Below are 21,801 nucleotides of genomic sequence, written 5' to 3' on the forward strand. Positions count from 1 at the left end.
AAATGGTAAGAAACTAGTACATTTCCATAAGGAGTCCATCACATGAATAAGACCGTAGACAAACTTAAGAAACGTATAGCTGTATCTCAACAAAATCACCCTGCTGATTTCATCTTGCGAAACGCATGTGTGGCCGATGTGTTTTCGTTGAGTTGGACCACTGCTGATGTGGTCGTAGCAGATGGCATGATTGTGGCGATTGATTCCACTGGTTCATTTGAAGCGCGAGAAGAAATGGATGCCATGGGTAGATATGTGGTACCTGGGTTAATTGATGGTCACATTCATATCGAATCGTCTATGTTAACCCCCTCTGCTTTCGGACATGTATTATTGCCGCACGGGGTGACAACGGTAGTGACTGATCCGCATGAAATCGCCAATGTCTCAGGAATGGCAGGCATACGGTTTATGCTTGATGATGCAAAAAATAGCCCGATGGACATTTTCGTCATGTTACCTTCAAGTGTGCCTTCGGCATCGTTTGAAAACGCCGGTGCCATACTTGAAGCAAGTGATTTGCAACCGCTACTCTCCCACCCTTCCGTTCTCGGACTTGCAGAAGTGATGGATTATCCTTCCGTTCTTAGTGGCAGTGATAAGATGCTGACCAAACTTGCAATAACACAAGAAGCAGGAATGCGAATTGACGGTCATGGAGCTGGGTTGCAAAACGATGAGATCCGTGGATATCGTGCAGCAGGCATTCAAACCGATCATGAGTGTGTATCTGCGGATGAAGCTCGCAACCGTGTTGCTCAAGGCATGTATGTCCTTATTCGTGAAGGCTCGGCTGCTAAAAACTTACATGATATACTCCCTGCAGTGACGGAACATAATGCGAGAAGATTTTTATTTTGTACAGATGATAAACATTTGGACGAATTAGTATCTGAAGGGAGTATCGACCATGCCATCCGCCTGGCGATTGCTGCTGGGATGGTACCGCTTCAAGCGATTCAATTAGCTACGTTAAACGCTGCTGAATGTTATGGATTATCCCAAAAAGGGGCACTGGCATCAGGTTTTGAGGCAGATTTTATATTACTGGATGACCTTGACACATTCGCCATTTCAGCAGTTTGGAAAAAAGGCATGAAGGTCGCAGAAAATGGAAAGATGGTTGTGTTTCCTACTTCCACTACCAAGTGTCCCGAAAACATCCTGCATTCCGTTCACTTACCAGACCTGACTGAAGAAAAGTTATCAATTCCTTTCCACAATGGAACGACAGCAAATATCATGAAAATCATTCCAAACCAGTTGGTGACACAACACATCATCGAAACAGTGGATGTAGTGGATGGAGCATTTGTTGCAAATGTTGAACATGATCAGTTAAAGCTAGCAGTAATCGAACGTCATCATCTTAAACATTCGATTGGTTTAGGGATCGTCAAAGGATTCGGCTTGAAGAAAGGTGCCGTGGCAACTACCATTGCACATGATTCACACAATGCGATTGTATTAGGAGCTAACGATTCAGATATGATGGTTGCTGTAAAAACACTACAAGACATGCAAGGTGGATTAGTCGTCGTTAATGAAGGGCGTGTCATCGCGTCACTTTCTTTACCCGTTGCAGGATTAATGACTCAAGTTCCTTTAGACGAAGCGGTTAGATCCCTAGCTACACTACATGAAGCCTTGCATTCTATTCACCCAACGATTGATTTTCATTTATTCCTAACTTTGTCATTTCTCAGCTTACCGGTCATCCCGGCTCTCAAATTAACTGATACTGGTCTGTTTGATGTCACGTCATTCAAACATATTCCAGTTGAACAAATATAAAAAACAGGCCACTAAGCACTTTGCATAGTGGCCTGCCTTGTATTCAATATGTGACAATACCAATCTCTTTAAACGTTTTTAAATCAAAACTCTTAATTTCTTTTGCAGAAATGGTATAAAGAGTGTCTCCTACATAGACCATTCGTTGAATGGATTTCTCCCAATCTTCATATGGTTGATCCGGTCTTCTCTCATTGATCATATTTGCTACTTCTTGAATTCCATTTTCAGCTGTGATCTCGTACATCAAAGCACCTTCACCTGCAAATTCTCCATAACCATCTTTATTTATTCCTTCATATAATGTAATCGGGAAACCGTAGAACCCTTTTCCACGATGTTGGAACAAAGCTTTGTGATCATATTGTAGGGGACTGTATGTTCCTTGATCACCAATAATTTCGATGTCCTGTTCTTTTGGGTTGTTGAAATCGCTGACATCAAACAGTGAAATTTTCATCCCTCCCGTGACAATGCGTGGAGGTTGCCCTTTCTCACCAGGTATCGATTTCGTATCATAGCCAAAGCCGATGAGATGATTTTCATCAAGCGGATGCAGATAATTACTGAAACCAGGAATTTTTAACTCGCCTAACACTTTAGGGCTAGTCGGACTGGAGAGATCCATCACAAACAGCGGGTCAGTTTGTTTAAACGTCACCATATATGCTTTGTCGCCCATAAAACGAGCTGAATAAATACGCTCACCTTTTGCCAGACCTTCAATTGCACCTACTTGTTTCATACCTGCGTCCAGAATATACAAATTGTTTTCAGACGGTGTTTCCTCATCCCACGCAAAGCCTTTTGTCGTGACAACTCGGAAATAGTCTTCGTGTTCATCCATTGAAAACTGGTTCAACAGCATGCCATCCACTTCTCCGGATGAGGCAAACGAGATATTAGTGCCGTCCAATTCAAACTTAAAGATTTCCGTATTTGATGCACTTGGGTTCCACATCATTGTCCTGTTCATTTGATTATTTTGATCGATTGGCAAATACACCGGAGCAGTTAAATATAGACTTTCTTTCGTCATATACATCGACTGACTCCCACCCAAATATCCTTTTGTCTCTATTTTTGAGTCTTTTGGATTATTTAGATCCATTGCCGTGATAATGCTGTACGTTCCTTCGAGTGAACCAGGCAAGATTGAAATGTTTGATAAATCCATTGGGGCAGCTTTTGCATCAATTTCACTATCAAAAGTATAAGGGCGAACTTCCACATCATCCCCTTGTTCCCATGCCCAATAGTTAGGTGAAATGTTCGTAACAAAGTACAACATATTGTCTGTTTTACGAGCCCCGTTCAAATACCCTTCCGCACCAATTTCACGAACCATTGTAGGTTTTTGCGGATTGGATACATCATAAAAACGTACATTCGTCGAATTGCTGAATGGAGCAATTATCAATTTTTCCGTGGGTTCTGACACATCACTATATTCATAAGGGATATGGTGATCGCCTAAAACAATCAACGTATCTTCATGTAGAAATAATTGTGATGGATAAAAGTCTTCAGCAGCTGGAATCCCAGACATTTTCGCCATGGATTTCGGATTCCTTATGTCTGTAATATCCACCCGTCCATTCATGATGGTGTAAATATATTCCCCATCAGTTTTCACCATATCCGCTTCATCAACACCTTCTACTTGGTTGTTGGTTTCTGAATAATTAGATTCTCCCTCACTATTTGCAGAAGATTTATCTTCACTCGACGCCTCCATTTCCAACGTCTCACCCAAAAAATTAGTTTTATTACGACTTGCATACATGGAAGCAACTTTTTTCAAGTAATCTTCTAACTCTTTTTCCGATTTTACAGTCTGCAGATTTTTATGGACCGTAAACGATAATTCATTAATCGACATGGATTTAAGGAAGCCACCTTTTACGGCATTCCGATTCACGTGAAGTGTGTAAGAACCTGGTTTCAAGTTTGACACTTCCAGCGAATGTCCATTTTCTGCAAATGTTAAATCGGCTTTTACTACTTTCCCTTGTTGATCCACTAAATAAATATCCCCATCATCAATGGCAGACGTTTTTAACGGAGTCGAAAAATTCGCCTTCCACCCCTGCTCCGATAGTGCAATGGATGAAGCACTAACCGTCACTTTATCGATTAAAAAGGCAAACGCTAAGACAATTGACGCCACCATTAAAGCGATGAATAACCATACACTTCTCTTTTTCACTTTGCTACCTCTCCTTCTTCATTTCCTTGTTATTCCATTAGACTTATTCCTTTCATTTTGGTTACAAATTTTTTGAATCTTTTTTTATTACTTGCAAGGAATAGCTTCGTCCGCTGTCGCTGAGAACTTTATGACTGAGCGAGGGCTCAGTTGTAATTATCGAGGGTCACGTAGGAATAATCGGGGATGACGTAGGAAAAAAGGGAGGTCACGTAGGAATAATCGTCCTTCAAGTAGGAAACTCACATTTTCTAGAACATTTCTCCTTTCTCATTTTCATAGAAAAGGGTAAAAAACACCCTATTTCTCCTCACAATGGGTGTAAGGCTAAATAGGGTGCGTTTTTACCACAGCGGCTCTTCTTCATTAGAGAGTTCTAGTGTATTTGGATACGTAATTGTTATGACCATAAGTATTAGAATCGCAACTAAGATCGTTACGCCCAAGTTCAATTTAAGAACCATACTGGAAAAAATAATTATTGGTGCTGGAAAAAGACCGATAATTCCTGATTTTCGCATAGATTTTGTCGATGCATATTGAACTTCCTTACAATTAGGACACTTCATTCTTCTTTTAAATGAAAAAGCTTTTTTAAACGTTGTTTTCCAACTCCAGTGATGATCACAACTTTGACAGATTGGCATTCAAGTACCTCCGATCAAAATATGACTTAATTTCTTTCATCTAAACTTGCCATTAATCTTCAAGAACTCTCCAGCCACTGCTCCAGCAATCTTTCTAGCTTTGATTCTTTCTCCGTTTTTTCAGAACTCAGTTGCTCATATACTTCCCAATCCGCTTCATGTTCAATGCGGTTGGTTATTTCCAGGATGGTATGCTCCAACTCTGTGATTTCTTCTTCATATGAACGTGTCACTTGTATTTTCTCTCGAACAGGTTTCACTTTTTCCGTTACTTTCTCGACACTTATGATTTCCACTTCACGCCGTGATTGCAATTCATCCCATTTGCCGCGTGCCCATTCATACGGACCTTCAAATGTGGTCAACTCACCAGCATTCAGCCATGCTGTACGGGGGAATAATTTATTTAAGAAGTAACGGTCATGAGATACCGCCAAAATGGTTCCTTGGAAATCTTCCAAGGCTTCTTCCAATACTTCACGCGAATCGATATCCAGATGATTGGTCGGTTCGTCTAGCATTAATAAATTGACATCTTGATGCATGAGTTGTGCCAATCTTAAACGCATACGTTCCCCACCACTTAGGTCACCCACTCGTTTATAAACATCTGGACCGTAAAACATAAAGCGTGCCAGTACATTCCGTGCTTCCCCTTCATACATGGAGACTTCTTTTCGGAATACATCAATCAATCGGGCTTTTGGATCAGTGATTTCAAAATGCTGCGATAAAAACCCGACACGCACATTGCTACCTAAACGAGCCACTCCTTCATCCACTGCCAGCTCACCACGCAACAGTTTCAAGATTGTTGACTTGCCCGTTCCGTTGCGACCTACAATAGCAATCCGGTCTTTCCAAAACACATTAAAATCGGATTTCCATAGTAACATTTTGTCCCCAAAGGATTTTGACACACCTTCCATCACTACGACTTCTTTTCCGCTCCGGGATGCCGTATCAAATGTTAACGTCATTTTTTTCGGGTCAATCAATGGCTTTCTTACTTTTTCCATGCGTTCGAGGGCACGTTCCATATTGCGGGCCCGGCGATGCAAGGCGGCATTTGGCGGAACCGCTTCATTTGCCCACAGTCTCAAACGTTTAATGGCTTCTCTCATTTTCTTGATTTTCTTTTGTTGTTCTTCATATTCCTGGAATTCACGCATTAGTCGTTCTTCTTTTTGGATGGCAAATGAAGAATAGTTGCCATGGTAAAGGGTTAATTCGCCTTCTTCTAAATCTGCCACTTTTGTCACGACCTGGTCCAGGAAGTAACGGTCATGCGAGATAATGACGACCGTGCCTTCATACGTCACTAAATATTGCTCCAGCCATTCGACTGCAAATAAATCCAAATGGTTTGTTGGCTCATCGAGCAATAATAGATCCGGTTTAGTGAGCAACAATTTACCTAGCATGATTTTTGTTTGTTCCCCACCGCTTAAACTGATGAATGAACGATCGACAAACGCAGTCAATTGTAAACCTTGCACCACTTTTTCAATGTCCGTGTCCATGGAATACCCATCACGACGTGTAAACTCTTCTTGTAGATCTCCATATTGTTTCAGCAGTTTATCCATCTCAGTTGGTGTAGCTTTTGCCATCTTTTCTTCTAGAGCGTTCATTTTTTGCTGCATGCCGACTAACTCTTCAAATGCCAGTAGCAATACATCGTGACCTGTTACTTCCACAGAATAAGAAGGAATCTGTGCCAAGTAACCGATTTTAGTGCCTTTCTTGAAATGAATGCTCCCTTGATCGGGCGTTTCAATTCCTGAGATCAATGTAAATAATGTGGTTTTTCCTGTACCATTGCGGCCAACAACGCCTAATTTATCACCCGTTTTGATTGCTAAAGATAAATCTTCAAATATTAAATTTCCACCGAGCATCTTACTAATTTCTTGAATTGTACATATCATTGATTCCGCTTCCTTTCAAATTCATCACAGATGGGAAGCATCCAATCTCTTTTTTGGATACAAAAAAAGACTGCCTGAAAAGCAAGCAGTCTTTTCTCATACGATTTAGCGCAAAGCGCTCCATGGAGAAGAAAGAATGTCTAATCAGCTGTGATGTTCATGTAATTGTCTAAAAAAGGGCATACCTATCCCGTTAATAGAATTTTCATGAGTAATCGCACATGATGTGGATAAAAATTCCAGTATAAATCCATGTGCCTTCACAGTGTTATTCATTCTTTCCTCACCTCCGTTCGTCGATTTTAGAATATTCTATCATACATCTTTGTCGATTTCAAATGGCCATTTTGGTAACATCTTCGATAATTTTTTATCTTCCCGATAACCGAGTACATATTCAGCTTGCATGATCGTGTGAATTTCGCGTGTTCCTTCATAGATAACTGGTGCTTTTGAGTTTCGCAGGAAACGCGCCACTGGATAGTCATCTGAGTAACCATATGCCCCGTGAATTTGTACCGCATCGTCTGCAGCTTTGTTTGCAAAATCACATGCTTGCCATTTGGCTAAAGAAGTCTCGCGTGTATTTCGAACCCCTTTATTTTTCAACTCACCCGCACGATAGACAAGAAGGCGACTCATTTGTAATCCAGCCTCCATATTGGCAATCATTTGTTGTACTAACTGATGTTTGCCAATCGGTTTACCAAACGTTTCGCGTTCATGGCAATACTTAACGCTTGTTTCGATACATGCTTGAATGAGTCCTGCAGCTCCTGCTGCCACTGTAAACCGCCCATTATCCAAAGCAGCCATAGCAATTTTAAAGCCTTCCCCTTCTTCACCTAAACGATTGGCAGCTGGTACACGGATCTCATCAAAGAAGATCTCACCTGTATTTCCTGCACGGATCCCGTATTTCCCTTTAATCGCTTTTGAAGAAAAACCTTCCATGGTTCGTTCCACAATAAAAGCACTGATCCCATGGTGTTTCTTTGATTTATTAGTATATGCAAAGACAATAAAATGGTCTGCATGATCGCATAGAGAAATCCAAGTTTTTTGACCTTTCAGTACATAGTCATCCCCATCGCGAGTGGCTGTTGTGGACATCGCCGCAACATCGGAGCCAGCACCAGGTTCAGTTAGGCCAAACGCTCCGATTTTTTCACCTTTTGCTTGTGGAACTAAGTATTTTTGCTTTTGTTGTTCCGTGCCCCATTGCATGAGTGTCATGGAGTTTAAGCCAGTGTGCACCGAGACAGCGGTACGAAAAGTCGTATCGCCTCGTTCCAACTCTTCACAAACTATGGCCAGTGCATTGTAGTCCATACCGCTCCCACCGTACGATTCTGGCACACACACACCCATTAATCCTAATTCCGCTAAGCGTTTCCACACTTTCGGATCAAACCCACCTGATGAATCCCACTCTGCAATGTATGGAATAATTTCATCGTCCACATATTGTCGAACTGTTTTACGAAGTAATTGGTGCTCTTCCGAAAATTCGAAGTTCATGATGATTGCCTCCCGCTCCCGTTATCCGTTACCAACTGAAGTTGATTCAAGTTCTTGTATCGTTTCGATAATGTTTACACCGCGTTTCTTCATTTCAGCGATATACGCATCTCCAGGTACGATTTGTTCCGGTGGATACACCCCACGTTTGGAAATGTCTCCGTTCCCAATCATTTGTGCCACGACTGAAATGGTATTAGCGGTTGCGCGCGCCATAGCGGTCACTTGATCATCCATGTCTTTTTTCGTTACAAGATCGTACTCATACGTTACGTCATCCCCGTTTTTAGTACCTGCGACGATGACACGCAACAACACGGCATCTTGTTTTTCACCGAGTAATAGACCAGGCGTCAAAGCTGCTTTCAACACGTCACGTGTGCTGACCGTTTTTCCATCCACTTCAACTATTGTATTTTTATTTGTTAATCCAAGGTCTACTAATACTTTAAATTTCTCAGCATGCCCCGGATAACGAATCGTTTTGTATTCAAGAGTCTCAACATCCGGGAAAGTTTTCGTCAACGTCGATGTTCCACCCGATGTATGGAAAGCTTCCAGTTCACCAAACTCATCGAAGTGAATCGATTCGACCTCAGATAGTGAAGGGACTTCATACAATACTCCGTTTTTCACGACATGTGAAGTGTCTGTGTAATGATCAAGCACGCCGTCCAATGAGAACACAATGTTGTATTTCAAAGGTCCTTCCGGCTCAACGGGAATGCCCCCGACATAGATTTTAATTGATTTCACATCATCTAATTTACTAGCACCATAACCAGACAGGATATTGATCATTCCAGGAGCTACCCCTAGGTCTGGAATGACTGTAATCCCTTTTTCTTGAGCTTGCGCATGCAAACCAAGTACAGCGTCTGTTGCACCGCCAATATGGCCACCGAGATCAACTGAATGAACACCGACTTCCACTGCCGTACGCGCTACTTTTTCGTTAAATGAATAAAATAATGCATTGATAACTACGTCGCCTTTACTCATAACGTCTTTTAATTGTTCATCATTATTGGCATCCAACTGAACTGCTTGAAGTTTATCGGATTGTAATTTAGCTTTAAAAGCTTCCACTTGTTCCAACTGAACATCAGCTAAAAATACTCGTTCAACGTTCTCACTTTTCACCAAGTCACGAGCTGCTTCTTTCCCCATCAGTCCTGCACCTAATACAACAACTTTCATTCCTTACATCCCCTTTGTAAATATGTCAGTTTGTATTACTGCCTATGCTGCCTGTTTTGACACCTAAGCTTTGGTTTCAATTATCAATCTGCGCTCGTTGTAACTTGCCACTGAAGTCTACGTAAATACTCTTCCACTCAGTGTAGACGTCGAGTGCAGCGACTCCCGAATCGCGGTGTCCGTTCCCCGTTCCTTTTGTCCCACCGAAAGGTAAATGAATTTCAGCACCTGTTGTGCCTGCGTTCACGTAGACAATCCCTGTATCCAGATCACGTTGTGCTTTGAATACGGTATTGACATCACGTGAAAAAATACTGCTTGATAATCCAAATGTTACGCTGTTGTTCACTTCAATTGCCTCATCTAAACTAGAAACTTCGATGAGTGATACCACTGGACCGAAGATTTCTTCTTGTGCGATTCGGCTGTCACGATCTACATTTGTGAAGAGCGTCGGAGCATAATAGTTTCCTTTAGCTAATTCCCCATCAGAAAGAATTTCGCCTCCGACTAACAGCGTAGCCCCTTCATTTTTACCGATTTCCACATAGCTGTGGATTTTTTCCAACGCTTTTTTATTAATAACGGGACCTATTTTCACGGTTTCATCCATGCCGTCTCCAATAGTCAATTGTTCCATCGATGTTAACAGACGTGATTCCAGTTCTTCTTTTACATCTTTATGCACAATGACGCGGCTACATGCTGTACAACGTTGTCCAGCTGTTCCGAAAGCACTCCAAAGAATCCCTTCAACCGCCAACCCTAGATCTGCGTCATCCATGACGATAACTGCATTTTTCCCACCCATTTCAAGTGACACTTTTTTCAGATTCCGACCGCCACGTTCTGCGACTGAGCGGCCTGTTTCCGTTGACCCCGTGAATGAGATTACCTTGACATCCGGATGGTCAATCATGGCCGTCCCTACGTCAGCACCTGAACCGAAAACGATGTTTGCCACGCCATCTGGGATTCCTGCTTCTTCAAAAACTTTTGCCATTTCATATGCCATCATCGGTGTTTCAGTTGCTGGTTTCCATAAGAATGTATTGCCCGCTACCATTGCCGGGAACGATTTCCATGTTGCTATGGCTACTGGGAAGTTCCAAGGTGTAATGAGCCCGACCACGCCGATTGGTGCACGAACACTCATTGCAAACTTATCCGCAAGTTCCGATGGTGTAGTTTCGCCAAATAAACGACGACCTTCTCCCGCCATATAGAACGCCATATCTATGCCTTCTTGCACTTCTCCACGGCCTTCTTCAATCACTTTGCCCATTTCCTTCGTTAGCACTTGTGCCAAATGCTCTTTCTTTTCTTTCATAATACGTCCTACTTCATATAAATAGTCAGCCCGTTTCGGAGCCGGAACAAGGGCCCATTTCTTTTGAGCTTCCTTCGCAGCTGCCACAGCCAGGTTCACGTCTTCCTGTGTTGACAGTCGAACTTGCGCTAACTCTTCCCCATTTGCAGGATTCGTTACCGAAACGTATTTCGCGTCTCCCGCTTCCTGCCACTTACCACCGATATAGTTATTTAATTGCATATTCAAAACTCCTTTCGACTTGAAAACGCTTCCACTTTACTTATTCGACATCAAGATCTTTAACCCTTCCAATTTTCAAATTAATTGGTATATTCATATAAAAGGTAGTGAAACTTTTTGTTCCTTAAAGCGTATGAATGAATAGAATTAATTATTTGGAGGAATGAGCAGAATGAACAATCACGAAATTGATTATAAATTGTACGGGGATGACATGCAGTATGTGGAAGTGGAGCTTGATCCGAAAGAGACAGTTGTTGCAGAAGCTGGCAGTTTAATGATGATGGAAGAAGGCATTACAATGGAAACCATTTTCGGTGATGGTTCGAAAGGTTCTGCTGGTGGTGGTGTGATGGGCAAACTCATGGGTGCCGGCAAACGCCTCCTGACGGGTGAAAGTTTATTTATGACGACTTTTACAAATAGCGGTTCAGGTAAACGTTTGGTATACTTCGCTTCTCCGTATCCAGGAAAGATCATTCCGATGGATTTAAGCAAAATGGGTGGCAAAGTAATCTGTCAAAAAGATGCGTTCTTAGCCGCAGCAAAAGGTGTTTCTGTGGGTGTCGAATTCCAACGTAAACTAGGCGTAGGTTTCTTTGGTGGCGAAGGCTTTATTATGCAGAAACTTGAAGGTGACGGAATCGCATTTGTACATGCTGGCGGCACCATTCACCGTAAAAATTTACAAGTCGGCGAAGTCATTCGCGTGGATACCGGGTGTTTGGTTGCCATGACGAAAGATGTAAATTACAATATCGAAATGGTCCCAGGCATTAAAACAGCATTATTTGGTGGAGAAGGCCTGTTCTTTGCTACACTCCGTGGACCTGGATCAGTATGGATTCAATCTTTACCGTTTAGTCGTTTAGCAAGTCGTGTTTTTGCAGCAGCTCCTCAAACACCGGGTGGTGGATCTAAGGGTGAGGGTAGTTTAACGGGCGGATTGTTTAATTTACTTGGTGGGAAATAACAACGAAAAGGGGCTGTCCCAAATGTCATAAAAAATGACTTTTAGGGCAGCTCTCTTCATAGTAATATGCTGATTTCCGTTCCAGGCGGACGCGTTCCGCGGGGCGGGCGGTGAGCCTCCTCGTCGCTTAAAAACATGTGCTCCTGCATCGCTGCGCTAGCTTCGTCGCAAACGAGTTGTGCACAACTCGTTTCCTGCGGGGTCTCACCTGTCCCGCTGATCCCGCAGGAGTCGCCGCCTTCCACTACAATCTATAAAGTGTTTAAAAATCAACGGGTATATACAACCTAGCTATAAAAAGGAGAACAAGTGAAAACATAAAAACAGGTGGAGAAAAACGACTCGTTTTTCTTCACCTGTTTCATTTTAGGAACTTTTTAGACAGCCCCTTTTCGTTGTTTTTCATTGAGTATGATGATTTAATAATTTTGACTGTTTTCTCCAAAAGAAACAAGAAAACAGTTAAATTTAACACAAATAATAAGCATTTGTTCTATTCGTTTATCACATGCAAAATCTTATCCTAATCGAAGCCAACAGAACTTAACTTATGAGACATTCATCTTTCCTTTCATCCGCCACAAGAAATACAGCACGGGCAAAACAAGCAATGCTGAAGCCGAGATACCTCCCGAAATAGACGTGTATAAAGCGAGCAACCCAACTATCGGACCCCCTGCAATTTGTCCAAAAGCATCAAGTTGGCCGAACATAGACAGAGCCGTCGCACGACCTTTCGACTCCAAACGTTCATTTGTCAGAATGCTCATCAATGGATAATTCACATTGCGCAGTGCACTTGTTACCCAGAACATCGCGACGGCTAACCAGAAGTGCCCCGTCCATGCGAAAACAATCATCGTTCCGATCAATAACGTATTCATGACCAACAGAACCTCAGCATATTGCCCCTTCACGTTTTTCTCAACGATACGAAGAACGATGATATTGAGTAAAAAGGCTACGGCATAAAATGCACCGAACCAATAAATGGACTCACTTTCGGACAAGTCATAATCGGCAATGAAATGGGCTCCATACAATCGGTCGAATCCTTCGCTCGCAAGTCCCCAAAATAGTGTCACCATCGCAATACTTACGAGCACCGTGTTGCCGCGGATTTGTGACACGCCACCTTTTATGGTCGTAATCATATGCGTAAGTCCAGAGACACCTTTTTCACGCGTGACTTTGACAAATTTTGTTTCTGGCAATTTGATCCAGGTCCATACGGCAAGGACTATCAGCATGACCCCTGCAAATAAAATCGCCGTTTGCACCGACCAAATGGACGCAATCGCCACACTTGCTAAAATCGCTGTAAATCTTGCAAGTGATCCATATTGTGAACCACGCAAAAATGTTTTCTCTAAATTTTCCCCACTCAACTCATCCGCAATCCAAGCTTGCTCAGCCCCACTGATGAATGTCCACCCAATTCCCCACATTGCCGAAGCCACAGCAATTGCCCAGAACTCGGGGGTACTGCCTTCTAAAATATGAGCGAATCCGATTACTGAGATCCCTAAAGCTAGCGAACGTTTTCGACCAAAATGATCCGCATATAAACCCGTCGGCATTTCAAATAAGAGAACGGACACTTCCATAATCGTCCCGATCAGTACAAGTTGTAGTGCATTGAGATCCGCTTGTGTCACATAATAAATGGCGCTAAGTGTAAATACCATTTGGATAAAGAATGATCGTGAACTCGTCACGATGTAATAGAAATTTTGTATACTCATTTAAAAACTCCTCCGATTTTATTGATTCTGATTCGAATCAAATCGGAAATCATCTGTATTAGAACAACATGCCCTCCGATTTGAATGAAGTTGACAGTGTTTTTCTTTTCATATGAATCTCTCCCTTACTTAAACTTAATTTAGTATAAATTCTATTCAGAATATTGTCACTAAATACTTGTTAAGCTGCTGCTGTAGTAGGTGAGCGTTCGCTCAGTCTGACTATTTGGCGTTGACGTCTGAAAAAATGGGGATCACGTCTGACTTTTTGCCCTTCACGTCTAAAAATTGCCATTCACGTCTGACTTTTTGGAAATCCAACTGTTGCCAACTCTCGCACGAGTTGTCATACTAGCAATAATTATATGAAACGAGTGAGAGCTTTGAAGAATCTATCTTTACAATCAAAAATCTTTGCTTACGGAGCATTATTTGTGACTGCTATTGCACTTCTCATTGGAGCTTCGTTCTATTTCACGATGTCTGAGAGTATTGAACAGCAAATTGGAAATCGTGCTCTTAACATAGCTGTGACAACGGCAAACCGACCAGATGTGATAGTTGGGTTTGCAAATGAAGACCCTTCAATTGTTTTACAGCCAATCGCTGAAACGGTTCGAGAACTTTCAGGTGCTGAATATGTGGTAATTGGCAATGATGAAGGAATTCGTTATGCACACCCCGTACCTGAACGAATTGGTCAAAAAATGGTTGGTGATGATAATGAGCGCGCGTTAATTAATGGGGACTCCTATATCTCTGAAGCAACTGGAACATTGGGTCCAGCTTTACGAGGAAAAGCGCCAGTTAAAAATGAATACGGGGAGATTGTTGGGATTATCTCAGTCGGGTTTTTAAAAGATGAAATCTCTCATACCTTTTTTGAATATGTAGATTCGATTGTTATTATTGTAGTATTGGCAATCATCCTTGGTGTTATTGGTTCTACGATATTAGCAAGAAGTATAAAAAAAGTGCTTTTCAATCTCGAGCCTGCCGAAATCGCTCAACTTTTTACAGAACGAAATTCGCTGATTGAATCAGTTCGTGAAGGGATAATAATGGTCGATCAAGAAGCACGTATTTCGATGATGAATCAAGCAGCGTATGAAACGCTTTCCCTACCAGAAGATATACCACTTATCGGTCGTCACATTGAAGAAGTATTACCGAACACACTCCTCCCCAAAGTTCTGCTCACTGGAGAAAAACAGTTTGATCGAACAATGGAAATACGCGGCAAAAAAGCCATTGTGAATCGTATACCGATTCTCGTGGGGAAAGAAGTAGTTGGAGCCGTATCAAGTTTTCGTTTGCAATCGGATTTTGATCAGTTAACAACCGAACTTTCTCAAGTGAAACAATATACAGAAGCACTTCGAGCACAAACACATGAATATAAGAATTTTCTCTATACAATTAGTGGTCTTATTCAACTCAACTCACTGGACGAAGCACTATATCTAATCCACGATGAAACGCAGGAGCATCAGTCCCTAATCCAGTTCGTCACGAAAAGGTTACAAGACCCTTACCTAGGTGGACTCGTCATAGGTTTATTCAATCGGGCACGCGAATTAAAAGTTCGCTTTATTTTAGATGAAGATAGTCTTTTACAGAATCTGCCTAAACATCTAGAAAAAAGCTTATTTGTTTCAATTATAGGAAATCTAGTAACAAATGCATTTGAAGCGATTGAACACTTAGCTGAATCAGATCGAATGGTCCGATTGTTTATACATGATAATGGACAAGAAATATTACTTGAAGTTGAAGATTCAGGTAGTGGCCTTAGTCCTGATTTACAAGATTTCATTTTCAAGTCACGTATTTCCACGAAAGATGGGCATGATCGCGGGTACGGTTTAGTGAAGGTTGCTAAAAATATAAGAGATTTAAATGGAGTTGTAACGATTGAAAATGGAGATTTAGGAGGTGCCCTGTTCGTCATCTCTATTCCAAAAGGAGGATTTTCAACATGACCGAAGTAATTGAAGTATTAATCATTGAGGATGACCCTAGAATCGCTGACATTCACCGTCGTTTTATCAGTAAAATCGATGGATTTGCTGTTGTAGGTTCCGCACATTCTGGGTCTGAGGCAAAGGATTGGGTTACGTCTATGAAACCAGATTTAGTCTTACTAGATGTCTATTTACCCGATATGATGGGTACTGAGTTAATGGCTTTTATTCAGGCAGAAAGTGCTGATACAGACATCATCTTTATTACCGCCGCAGCCGAAGTAAGTGTGGTGAAACAAGCTTTTAGAGGTGGCGTCATTGACTACATTTTGAAACCTTTAACTTTTGATCGATTCCAAGATAGTTTGCGCTTTTACCAGAAAAAAAGAAAAACACTTGCAAACACAGGTAAATTACAAGAAGAATCCATTCAATTGTTGTGGCACTCAGACAAGTCGGCAATTTCCTCCGATAGTATATTGACACCAAAAGGAATTGACCCCATAACAAAGGAAAAGGTCATGATGCATTTAAAACAACAATTAAATGGGATAACGGCAGAAAAGCTCGGACTCGCCAGTGGACTCAGTAGATCAACCGCAAGACGATACTTAGAATTCCTGGTATCAGAACATAAAGCAGCTGCTGAACTAATGTATGGAACAATTGGCCGTCCAGAGCGCAGATATTTTCCTATTAACCTATGAATTTTATGAACATAATGATGAGAAAGACGTTTATTCCACTTATGACCCAAAACATTGAATTGAATAAGTGTTCTGATAAGTTAAAGACAACGCAATGAAAGCGTTGTCTTTTTCAATTCAAACAAGGGGGATATTATGTATGTGGGGAAAATTATCTAAAGCTGTTCTGGTAAGCTCATTGGCTTTAAGTTTAGTGGCATGCTCTGCCGCGGATAGTGAAGGTACTTCGTCGAAGTATCCAGAGAATACGATTACAATTGTCGCACCTTCTGGGGCAGGTGGCGGATGGGATTTAACGGCTCGCGCTATCGCAAAAACAATGAACGAAACAAAATTAGTTGAAAAGCCAATCACGGTAGAAAATAAACCAGGTGGCGGCGGTGCCGTTTATATGGCGCAATTTGCTACAAAAGAAGCAAAAAATGATTATGCATTAATGGTGAAATCACCACCAATCTTAATTAACGCTAATAAAGCTGAGGGTAACAGTGCCTACGGTTATAAAGATACAAAACCTCTTGCTCAATTAACTCGTGATTATGGCGCTATTGTTGTTCAAGCAGATTCTGAATTCCAATCGTTACAAGATGTTTTAGATGCAATAAAAGCTGATCCAACTAAAGTGACATTAGCAGGTGGTTCAGCTCCTGGTTCAATGGATCATTTGGTCGGAATCCTTCCTGCCTTTAAATTCGGCATTGACCCTAAATCAGTCAAATACGTTTCTTATGACGGCGGCGGCGAAGCGGTTGCAGCACTACTTGGGAATAATGCTGATGTAATTGCAACTGACGCTTCTACAATTTCAGAGTATGTGAAGTCTGGTGATGTTCGAGTGCTTGCTGTTAGTTCTACTGAACGTTTAGAAGGTGTCTTAAGTGAGGTACCAACTTTCAAAGAAGAAGGTATTGATGCAGAATTTACAATCTGGCGTGGATTGTTCGGACCTAAAGATATGTCTGATGCAGCTTATGACTATTGGACTGAAAAGCTTGATAAATTAGTAGAAACAGACGAGTGGAAAGCAGAACTTGAAAGAAATGGTTGGCAAAGTGAATATCGTAATGCCGAAGACTTTACTACTTATTTAGAAGATCAAGATAAAGTCATTGTTGAATTATTAACTGCACTAGACATGCAAAAATAATAAATTATGGCGACGGCATTAGCGGTCGCCTTTTCTTTAGGAGGTGTGAAAGGATAATGAGTAAAACGTTCGATCGTTTCGCAAGTATCGCCTTTTTACTGATTGGTCTTTTATTTGTAATTGAAAGTCGTTCAATATCAGTAAGTTCATACGGTTCTACAGTTGGACCAAATATCTTTCCTATGGCACTTGGGGCTATATTAATCTTGCTTAGTATTCGTCTACTATTTGAAACAACTAAATATAAACCAGAAGATGGATCAAAAGAACCTCTTCAATATAAAAAGTTCATTATCATTTTTGTTAGTGCTGCAGTGTATGCAGGTGTATTGGAGCCAATTGGTTACGTAATTTCTACGTTCATTTTCCTACTTATCGCATTCCAGACAATGGAGCGCGGCAAATGGCTTAGCTCAATCATTATCGCCGGTGTTTTTTCATTCGGTGTTTACTACTTTTTTGTGGAATTTCTTGGCGGGTCATTGCCTGGATTCCCTCAATTTTAAAGTGAAAGGAGTCATCGCATGAGTACATTAGATTTTCTATTTGATGGGTTTGCCGTTGCATTCCAATGGCAAAATATCCTATTTGCTTTTGTAGGAGTTGTTATCGGAACAGCTGTTGGAGTTTTACCAGGGATTGGACCTATGAGCGGTGTAGCTTTACTGATTCCTGTAACTGCTACTTTGACATCCGGTTTGCAGCCCGAAGCAGCAGCAGCAAGTTCAATTATTTTGTTAGCTGGCGTTTATTATGGTGCGATGTATGGAGGATCTACCACCTCTATTTTGTTAAACACCCCGGGAGAATCTTCTTCTGTTGTCACAACATTAGATGGTTACCAAATGGCTAAACAGGGACGCGCAGGAGCTGCCCTCTCCATTGCAGCCATTGGTTCATTTGCTGCAGGTATTATTTCGCTAATTGGCTTAGTTTTATTAGCAAAACCATTATCGAACATAGCGATCAAGTTTGGACCTGCCGAGTATTTCTCTCTTATGCTTCTTGGACTTTGTGCAGTAAGTGGATTAGCCGGTAAGTCAATGACTAAAGCATTAATTATGACTATTTTTGGTTTACTATTAGGAACAATCGGAATTGATGCCGTATCTGGGATTGCTCGTTTTACATATGATATGCCGATTCTGTATTCAGGCCTTGAATTCTTAACAATTGCGGTTGGATTATTCGCTCTTGGTGAAGTATTTAAAACAATTCTTGAGCGGGACAAAGAAGATGGTGCAATTGCCAAAATCGATCGTGTCTTACCAACGAAACAAGATTTGAAAGACAGTGCGGTACCGATTGTGAGGGGTTCATTATTAGGATTCTTCATCGGTGTTTTGCCAGGTGCTGGTGCAACACTTGCATCGTTCTTCTCTTATATTGCAGAGAAAAAGTTCAGCAAGCATCCAGAGATGTTTGGTAAAGGTGCAATTGCAGGAGTAGCTGGTCCAGAGTCTGCCAATAATGCTGCTTCTGGTGGTGCTATGATTCCATTGCTTACTCTTGGAATCCCAGGTTCAGGAACGACAGCTATATTAATGGGCGCGCTCATCATGTATAACATTCAACCAGGTCCCCTATTATTTGAAGATCACCCCGATGTTGCCTGGGGACTCATTGCAAGTATGTTTATCGGGAACTTAATGTTACTTGTTCTGAACATGCCTCTCGTTAAAGTATTTGCTAAAATTATTCAAACACCTAAAAAGTATTTACTTCCAATTATTGTGACGATATCGTTTTTCGGAGTTTATGCAGTCCAATATACAACATTTGATTTGTATTTATTATTAGCATGTGGTGTTCTCGGTTATTTGTTATCTAAAAATGACTACCCGGTTGCCCCTTTAGTGTTGGCACTAGTTCTGGGACCAATGATTGAAAATAATATGCGTCGTGCACTTACAATTTCAAATAGTGATTTCTCTATTTTTCTTACAAGACCATTATCATTATCATTTCTCATTGTGGCAGCGATATGGTTGCTTGTTCCGCTTTTATTGAAATTAAAAGGACGTAGTGTCATCGTCAATGACGAAGAATAATTAAAAGCTGAGCGTTTTTAACGCTCAGCTTTTTCTATTTTTGCTATATTCCCATCCATGTTCCCATTTCAACACAAAAAAGGGATACCTACGGAAGCCCAATTTGTCATTAAATACTTGTAAACTGCGTGCTGTTTCAGCTGTGCGTCCGCTCAGTCGCCCAATTTCGTGTTGATGTCTGAAAAAAGGCCGATTTCGTCTCACTTTCTCTACGTCGCCCCACAAAAAAGGCTCCCAGATTCACCGGCAGCCCCATTAAGTCTTATTTTGCTTGTCCTTTTTCAAAGTTCAGATCCCATGTATAGCCGAATGGATCGCGTACTTTACCGTATTTTGCTCCCCAAAAAGTATCTTGAAGTTCCATGACGGCTGTACCGCCTTCAAGCAAGGCACTATACAAACGTTTGATTTCTTCTTCACTTTCACAATCAATCATCAATGAAACATTTGTTGCCCCTGATTCACCTATAGTTGTTGAATCAGCAAGCATGATGCCAAAGTTCCCATTAGATAAAAGGCAGTGAAGCAGAAAATCTGCAGCCTCAGGTGGCGATGGATAATCACTTTCACCGTATGTCTGCATCCCTTTGATTTCTAATCCAAATGTTTTTTCATAAAAAACCGCTGCTTCTTTTCCGTTTCCGAAAAACGTTAAATATGGTATTGGTTGTTTCATATCCTTCATCTCCTTACTAATTAACCTTCTAAAGTAGATTCGGCATCCATGTATAAAAACCTTTATTTGAGGGTTATTTCTTGCCAAAGCTTGCAGGCATCACAACCGCAACTACTTCGCCATTGGCTATATGTTCTTCTCCAGCGTATACCTTAATATGCACTTTGTACTTTTTCGGATGTATTTCTTCTACTATACCAGTTGCCTTTAACTGTACACCTTGGGGAGTAGGCTTTACATAATCAACATGTAACGAAGCCGTCACAAAACGTGGTGGCTCAGCACCATCCCCTGGCTCATGCCCATTTTTTCGATGCAAAAAGAGTGAAGCCGATCCAGTGCCATGACAATCAACAAAAGATGCTAATACTCCTCCATACACAAATCCAGGCATTGCGGTATGTATATGCAAAGGCTGAAAAACCGTCTCCGTTTCCTCATCGTTCCAAAACGTTCTAAAATGGTTTCCGTCTTCATTTAATCGACCACACCCATAGCAATATGCAAAATCATCTGGATAGATATCTTGAATAGCTATTTTAGCGTTTTCCATTTCAACAACTCCTTATGTCTTGTTGTTGTACAATTCTACATTTCATCCGGTGTTTCCTTTATAGAAGAACTAAGTTTCCTTATAAATCATCAAAGCCATTGTCTTGTACATTTACTTTCACGTATTGGCGAGATTTTTGTTCAAAGAAGTCTGTTTTGCCTAAGTCCACTTCTTCATACGCTTTGATCCATTTCAATGGATTTTTGCGATAGGCCGGGAATGGGCGTTCATAGCCTAGTTGCGTGCAACGCACATTTGCGTAGAAGTAAATGTATTCCTCCACGTCTTCCACATCGAGTCCATCAATTCGATTCCCAATGACTTCACGTGCCCATTCAGTTTCAAGCTGTGCCGCTTCTTTGAAAATCGCCTCTACTTTTTGAGCTCTATCAGGCGTATCAAATTCAGGGTACTCACTCAACAACTCTTGATAGATTTTCACGAATAGATCGACGTGAATCTGTTCATCCCGATTAATATAGTTAATCATCGTACTCGTGCCGACCATTTTTTGATGACGGGCTAAATGGTAGAAAAACGCAAATCCAGAGTAGAAAAATAATCCTTCTAAAATGACGTCGTAAACAATGGCCGTTAATAACGAATCTACATTTGGATTCTCGACGAATTCCTCGTACCCTTTCATCACAAAATCGTTTCGTTTCGCCAAAACCGGTTCCGTTCTCCAAAAATCAAACACGCGGTCCTGCTCCTGTTTTGATACCAAACTCGATAGCACATAAGAATAGGAATGATTATGAATGACCTCTTGCTGTGCCAAGATTATCATGAGTGCATTCAAGCTAGAATCCGTTAAATAATTCGCAACTTTCCCAGCAAAATCGGTTTGAATACTATCGAGCAATGCCAGTAAGCCGATAATTTTCAAAAACGCTTCACGCTCTGCATCGGACAATGATCCGAACTGTTTGACATCAGAACCCATATTGATTTCAAATGGCGTCCAAAAGTTCCCTAACATCCGTTTGTATTTTGGATAAGCCCAACTAAACCTTACATCATCCCAGTTTAAAATATTCGAAGAGTCACCGTTTACGATGCCCGTCGAACGATTTGGTGCCGTTTTATCCATGAGCTTTCTTTTTTCAATCGTCTTCACCAAACTCTCCC

At 41.3% G+C, this 21,801-nt stretch carries 18 protein-coding genes; 7 read left to right on the forward strand and 11 right to left on the reverse strand.

Features of this window, described 5'->3' with window-relative positions:
• Positions 1–42 precede the first annotated feature (42 nt).
• The gene (ade, locus tag GY23_RS06875; RefSeq protein WP_075618484.1) at positions 43–1,794 is read left to right on the forward strand and encodes an adenine deaminase; all 1,752 of its coding nucleotides are present in this window, start codon (positions 43–45) and stop codon (positions 1,792–1,794) included.
• Between the two features lie 43 nt (positions 1,795–1,837).
• Here ade and GY23_RS06880 read toward each other — a convergent pair whose 3' ends face one another.
• The 7 genes from GY23_RS06880 to GY23_RS06905 all read right to left on the reverse strand — a co-directional run bounded on the left by GY23_RS06880 (position 1,838) and on the right by GY23_RS06905 (position 10,854).
• Positions 1,838–4,003: a beta-propeller domain-containing protein gene (locus GY23_RS06880; RefSeq protein ID WP_084544055.1), complete on the reverse strand. Its 2,166-nt coding sequence runs from the start codon at positions 4,001–4,003 to the stop codon at positions 1,838–1,840.
• 344 nt (positions 4,004–4,347) lie between these two features.
• A complete protein-coding gene (locus GY23_RS06885; protein ID WP_075618485.1) occupies positions 4,348–4,650 on the reverse strand; it encodes a TIGR04104 family putative zinc finger protein in 303 nt (100 codons plus the stop codon).
• Between the two features lie 59 nt (positions 4,651–4,709).
• Positions 4,710–6,581 carry a ribosomal protection-like ABC-F family protein gene (gene abc-f, locus GY23_RS06890; protein WP_075618486.1) on the reverse strand — a complete coding sequence of 624 codons (1,872 nt, stop codon included), beginning with the start codon at positions 6,579–6,581 and terminating at the stop codon, positions 4,710–4,712.
• Positions 6,582–6,725: 144 nt separating this feature from the next.
• Positions 6,726–6,857 (reverse strand): RAxF-45 family protein, encoded by a 132-nt coding sequence (locus tag GY23_RS19035; RefSeq protein ID WP_425434970.1) that lies wholly within the window; start codon positions 6,855–6,857, stop codon positions 6,726–6,728.
• Between the two features lie 39 nt (positions 6,858–6,896).
• Complete coding sequence (locus tag GY23_RS06895) at positions 6,897–8,102, reverse strand: acyl-CoA dehydrogenase family protein (RefSeq protein WP_075618487.1); 1,206 nt, start codon at positions 8,100–8,102, stop codon at positions 6,897–6,899.
• Positions 8,103–8,123: 21 nt separating this feature from the next.
• On the reverse strand, positions 8,124–9,302 hold the full coding sequence (locus tag GY23_RS06900; RefSeq protein ID WP_075618488.1) for a saccharopine dehydrogenase family protein: 1,179 nt from the start codon (positions 9,300–9,302) through the stop codon (positions 8,124–8,126).
• A gap of 76 nt (positions 9,303–9,378) precedes the next feature.
• Entirely contained in the window at positions 9,379–10,854 is a 1,476-nt protein-coding gene (locus GY23_RS06905; RefSeq protein ID WP_075618489.1) for an aldehyde dehydrogenase family protein, read from the reverse strand.
• Between the two features lie 172 nt (positions 10,855–11,026).
• Between GY23_RS06905 and GY23_RS06910 the strand changes: the two genes are divergently transcribed.
• Entirely contained in the window at positions 11,027–11,827 is an 801-nt protein-coding gene (locus tag GY23_RS06910) for a TIGR00266 family protein (RefSeq protein WP_075618490.1), read from the forward strand.
• A 548-nt stretch (positions 11,828–12,375) separates the two neighbouring features.
• Here the strand turns inward: GY23_RS06910 and GY23_RS06915 are convergent.
• Complete coding sequence (locus GY23_RS06915; protein WP_075618491.1) at positions 12,376–13,572, reverse strand: MFS transporter; 1,197 nt, start codon at positions 13,570–13,572, stop codon at positions 12,376–12,378.
• A 365-nt stretch (positions 13,573–13,937) separates the two neighbouring features.
• Here GY23_RS06915 and GY23_RS06920 point away from each other — a divergent pair, with 365 nt between their 5' ends.
• The 5 genes from GY23_RS06920 (at position 13,938) to GY23_RS06940 (ending at position 19,441) form a co-directional block, all read left to right on the forward strand.
• Positions 13,938–15,554, forward strand: a complete 1,617-nt coding sequence (locus GY23_RS06920) for an ATP-binding protein (RefSeq protein WP_075618492.1) — start codon at positions 13,938–13,940, stop codon at positions 15,552–15,554.
• Complete coding sequence (locus tag GY23_RS06925) at positions 15,551–16,243, forward strand: response regulator (RefSeq protein ID WP_075618493.1); 693 nt, start codon at positions 15,551–15,553, stop codon at positions 16,241–16,243. Before GY23_RS06920 ends, GY23_RS06925 begins: the two co-directional genes overlap by 4 nt.
• A gap of 139 nt (positions 16,244–16,382) precedes the next feature.
• On the forward strand, positions 16,383–17,390 hold the full coding sequence (locus tag GY23_RS06930; RefSeq protein WP_075618494.1) for a Bug family tripartite tricarboxylate transporter substrate binding protein: 1,008 nt from the start codon (positions 16,383–16,385) through the stop codon (positions 17,388–17,390).
• A 56-nt stretch (positions 17,391–17,446) separates the two neighbouring features.
• On the forward strand, positions 17,447–17,896 hold the full coding sequence (locus GY23_RS06935) for a tripartite tricarboxylate transporter TctB family protein (RefSeq protein ID WP_075618495.1): 450 nt from the start codon (positions 17,447–17,449) through the stop codon (positions 17,894–17,896).
• A gap of 18 nt (positions 17,897–17,914) precedes the next feature.
• A complete protein-coding gene (locus tag GY23_RS06940; protein WP_075618496.1) occupies positions 17,915–19,441 on the forward strand; it encodes a tripartite tricarboxylate transporter permease in 1,527 nt (508 codons plus the stop codon).
• A 262-nt stretch (positions 19,442–19,703) separates the two neighbouring features.
• Here the strand turns inward: GY23_RS06940 and GY23_RS06945 are convergent, their stop codons facing one another.
• From GY23_RS06945 to GY23_RS06955, 3 genes are all read right to left on the reverse strand, one after another.
• A complete protein-coding gene (locus GY23_RS06945; RefSeq protein ID WP_075618497.1) occupies positions 19,704–20,117 on the reverse strand; it encodes a VOC family protein in 414 nt (137 codons plus the stop codon).
• A 73-nt stretch (positions 20,118–20,190) separates the two neighbouring features.
• Positions 20,191–20,670: a PaaI family thioesterase gene (locus GY23_RS06950; protein ID WP_075618498.1), complete on the reverse strand. Its 480-nt coding sequence runs from the start codon at positions 20,668–20,670 to the stop codon at positions 20,191–20,193.
• Positions 20,671–20,749: 79 nt separating this feature from the next.
• Positions 20,750–21,790, reverse strand: coding sequence for a ribonucleotide-diphosphate reductase subunit beta (locus tag GY23_RS06955; protein WP_075618499.1), 1,041 nt, complete (start codon positions 21,788–21,790; stop codon positions 20,750–20,752).
• Between the last annotated feature and the right edge of the window lie 11 nt (positions 21,791–21,801).

This window comes from Paenisporosarcina indica (genome assembly GCF_001939075.1).
Lineage (GTDB): Bacteria > Bacillota > Bacilli > Bacillales_A > Planococcaceae > Paenisporosarcina > Paenisporosarcina indica.

Excerpts from the sequence above, each read along its gene's own strand:
- ade (WP_075618484.1), top strand. The coding sequence starts at position 43 with ATGAATAAGACCGTAGACAAACTTAAGAAACGTATAGCTGTATCTCAA.
- GY23_RS06885 (WP_075618485.1), bottom strand. The coding sequence starts at position 4,650 with ATGCCAATCTGTCAAAGTTGTGATCATCACTGGAGTTGGAAAACAACG.
- abc-f (WP_075618486.1), bottom strand. The coding sequence starts at position 6,581 with ATGATATGTACAATTCAAGAAATTAGTAAGATGCTCGGTGGAAATTTA.
- GY23_RS19035 (WP_425434970.1), bottom strand. The coding sequence starts at position 6,857 with ATGAATAACACTGTGAAGGCACATGGATTTATACTGGAATTTTTATCC.
- GY23_RS06895 (WP_075618487.1), bottom strand. The coding sequence starts at position 8,102 with ATGAACTTCGAATTTTCGGAAGAGCACCAATTACTTCGTAAAACAGTT.
- GY23_RS06900 (WP_075618488.1), bottom strand. The coding sequence starts at position 9,302 with ATGAAAGTTGTTGTATTAGGTGCAGGACTGATGGGGAAAGAAGCAGCT.
- GY23_RS06905 (WP_075618489.1), bottom strand. The coding sequence starts at position 10,854 with ATGCAATTAAATAACTATATCGGTGGTAAGTGGCAGGAAGCGGGAGAC.
- GY23_RS06910 (WP_075618490.1), top strand. The coding sequence starts at position 11,027 with ATGAACAATCACGAAATTGATTATAAATTGTACGGGGATGACATGCAG.
- GY23_RS06915 (WP_075618491.1), bottom strand. The coding sequence starts at position 13,572 with ATGAGTATACAAAATTTCTATTACATCGTGACGAGTTCACGATCATTC.
- GY23_RS06920 (WP_075618492.1), top strand. The coding sequence starts at position 13,938 with ATGAAACGAGTGAGAGCTTTGAAGAATCTATCTTTACAATCAAAAATC.
- GY23_RS06925 (WP_075618493.1), top strand. The coding sequence starts at position 15,551 with ATGACCGAAGTAATTGAAGTATTAATCATTGAGGATGACCCTAGAATC.
- GY23_RS06930 (WP_075618494.1), top strand. The coding sequence starts at position 16,383 with ATGTGGGGAAAATTATCTAAAGCTGTTCTGGTAAGCTCATTGGCTTTA.
- GY23_RS06935 (WP_075618495.1), top strand. The coding sequence starts at position 17,447 with ATGAGTAAAACGTTCGATCGTTTCGCAAGTATCGCCTTTTTACTGATT.
- GY23_RS06940 (WP_075618496.1), top strand. The coding sequence starts at position 17,915 with ATGAGTACATTAGATTTTCTATTTGATGGGTTTGCCGTTGCATTCCAA.
- GY23_RS06945 (WP_075618497.1), bottom strand. The coding sequence starts at position 20,117 with ATGAAACAACCAATACCATATTTAACGTTTTTCGGAAACGGAAAAGAA.
- GY23_RS06950 (WP_075618498.1), bottom strand. The coding sequence starts at position 20,670 with ATGGAAAACGCTAAAATAGCTATTCAAGATATCTATCCAGATGATTTT.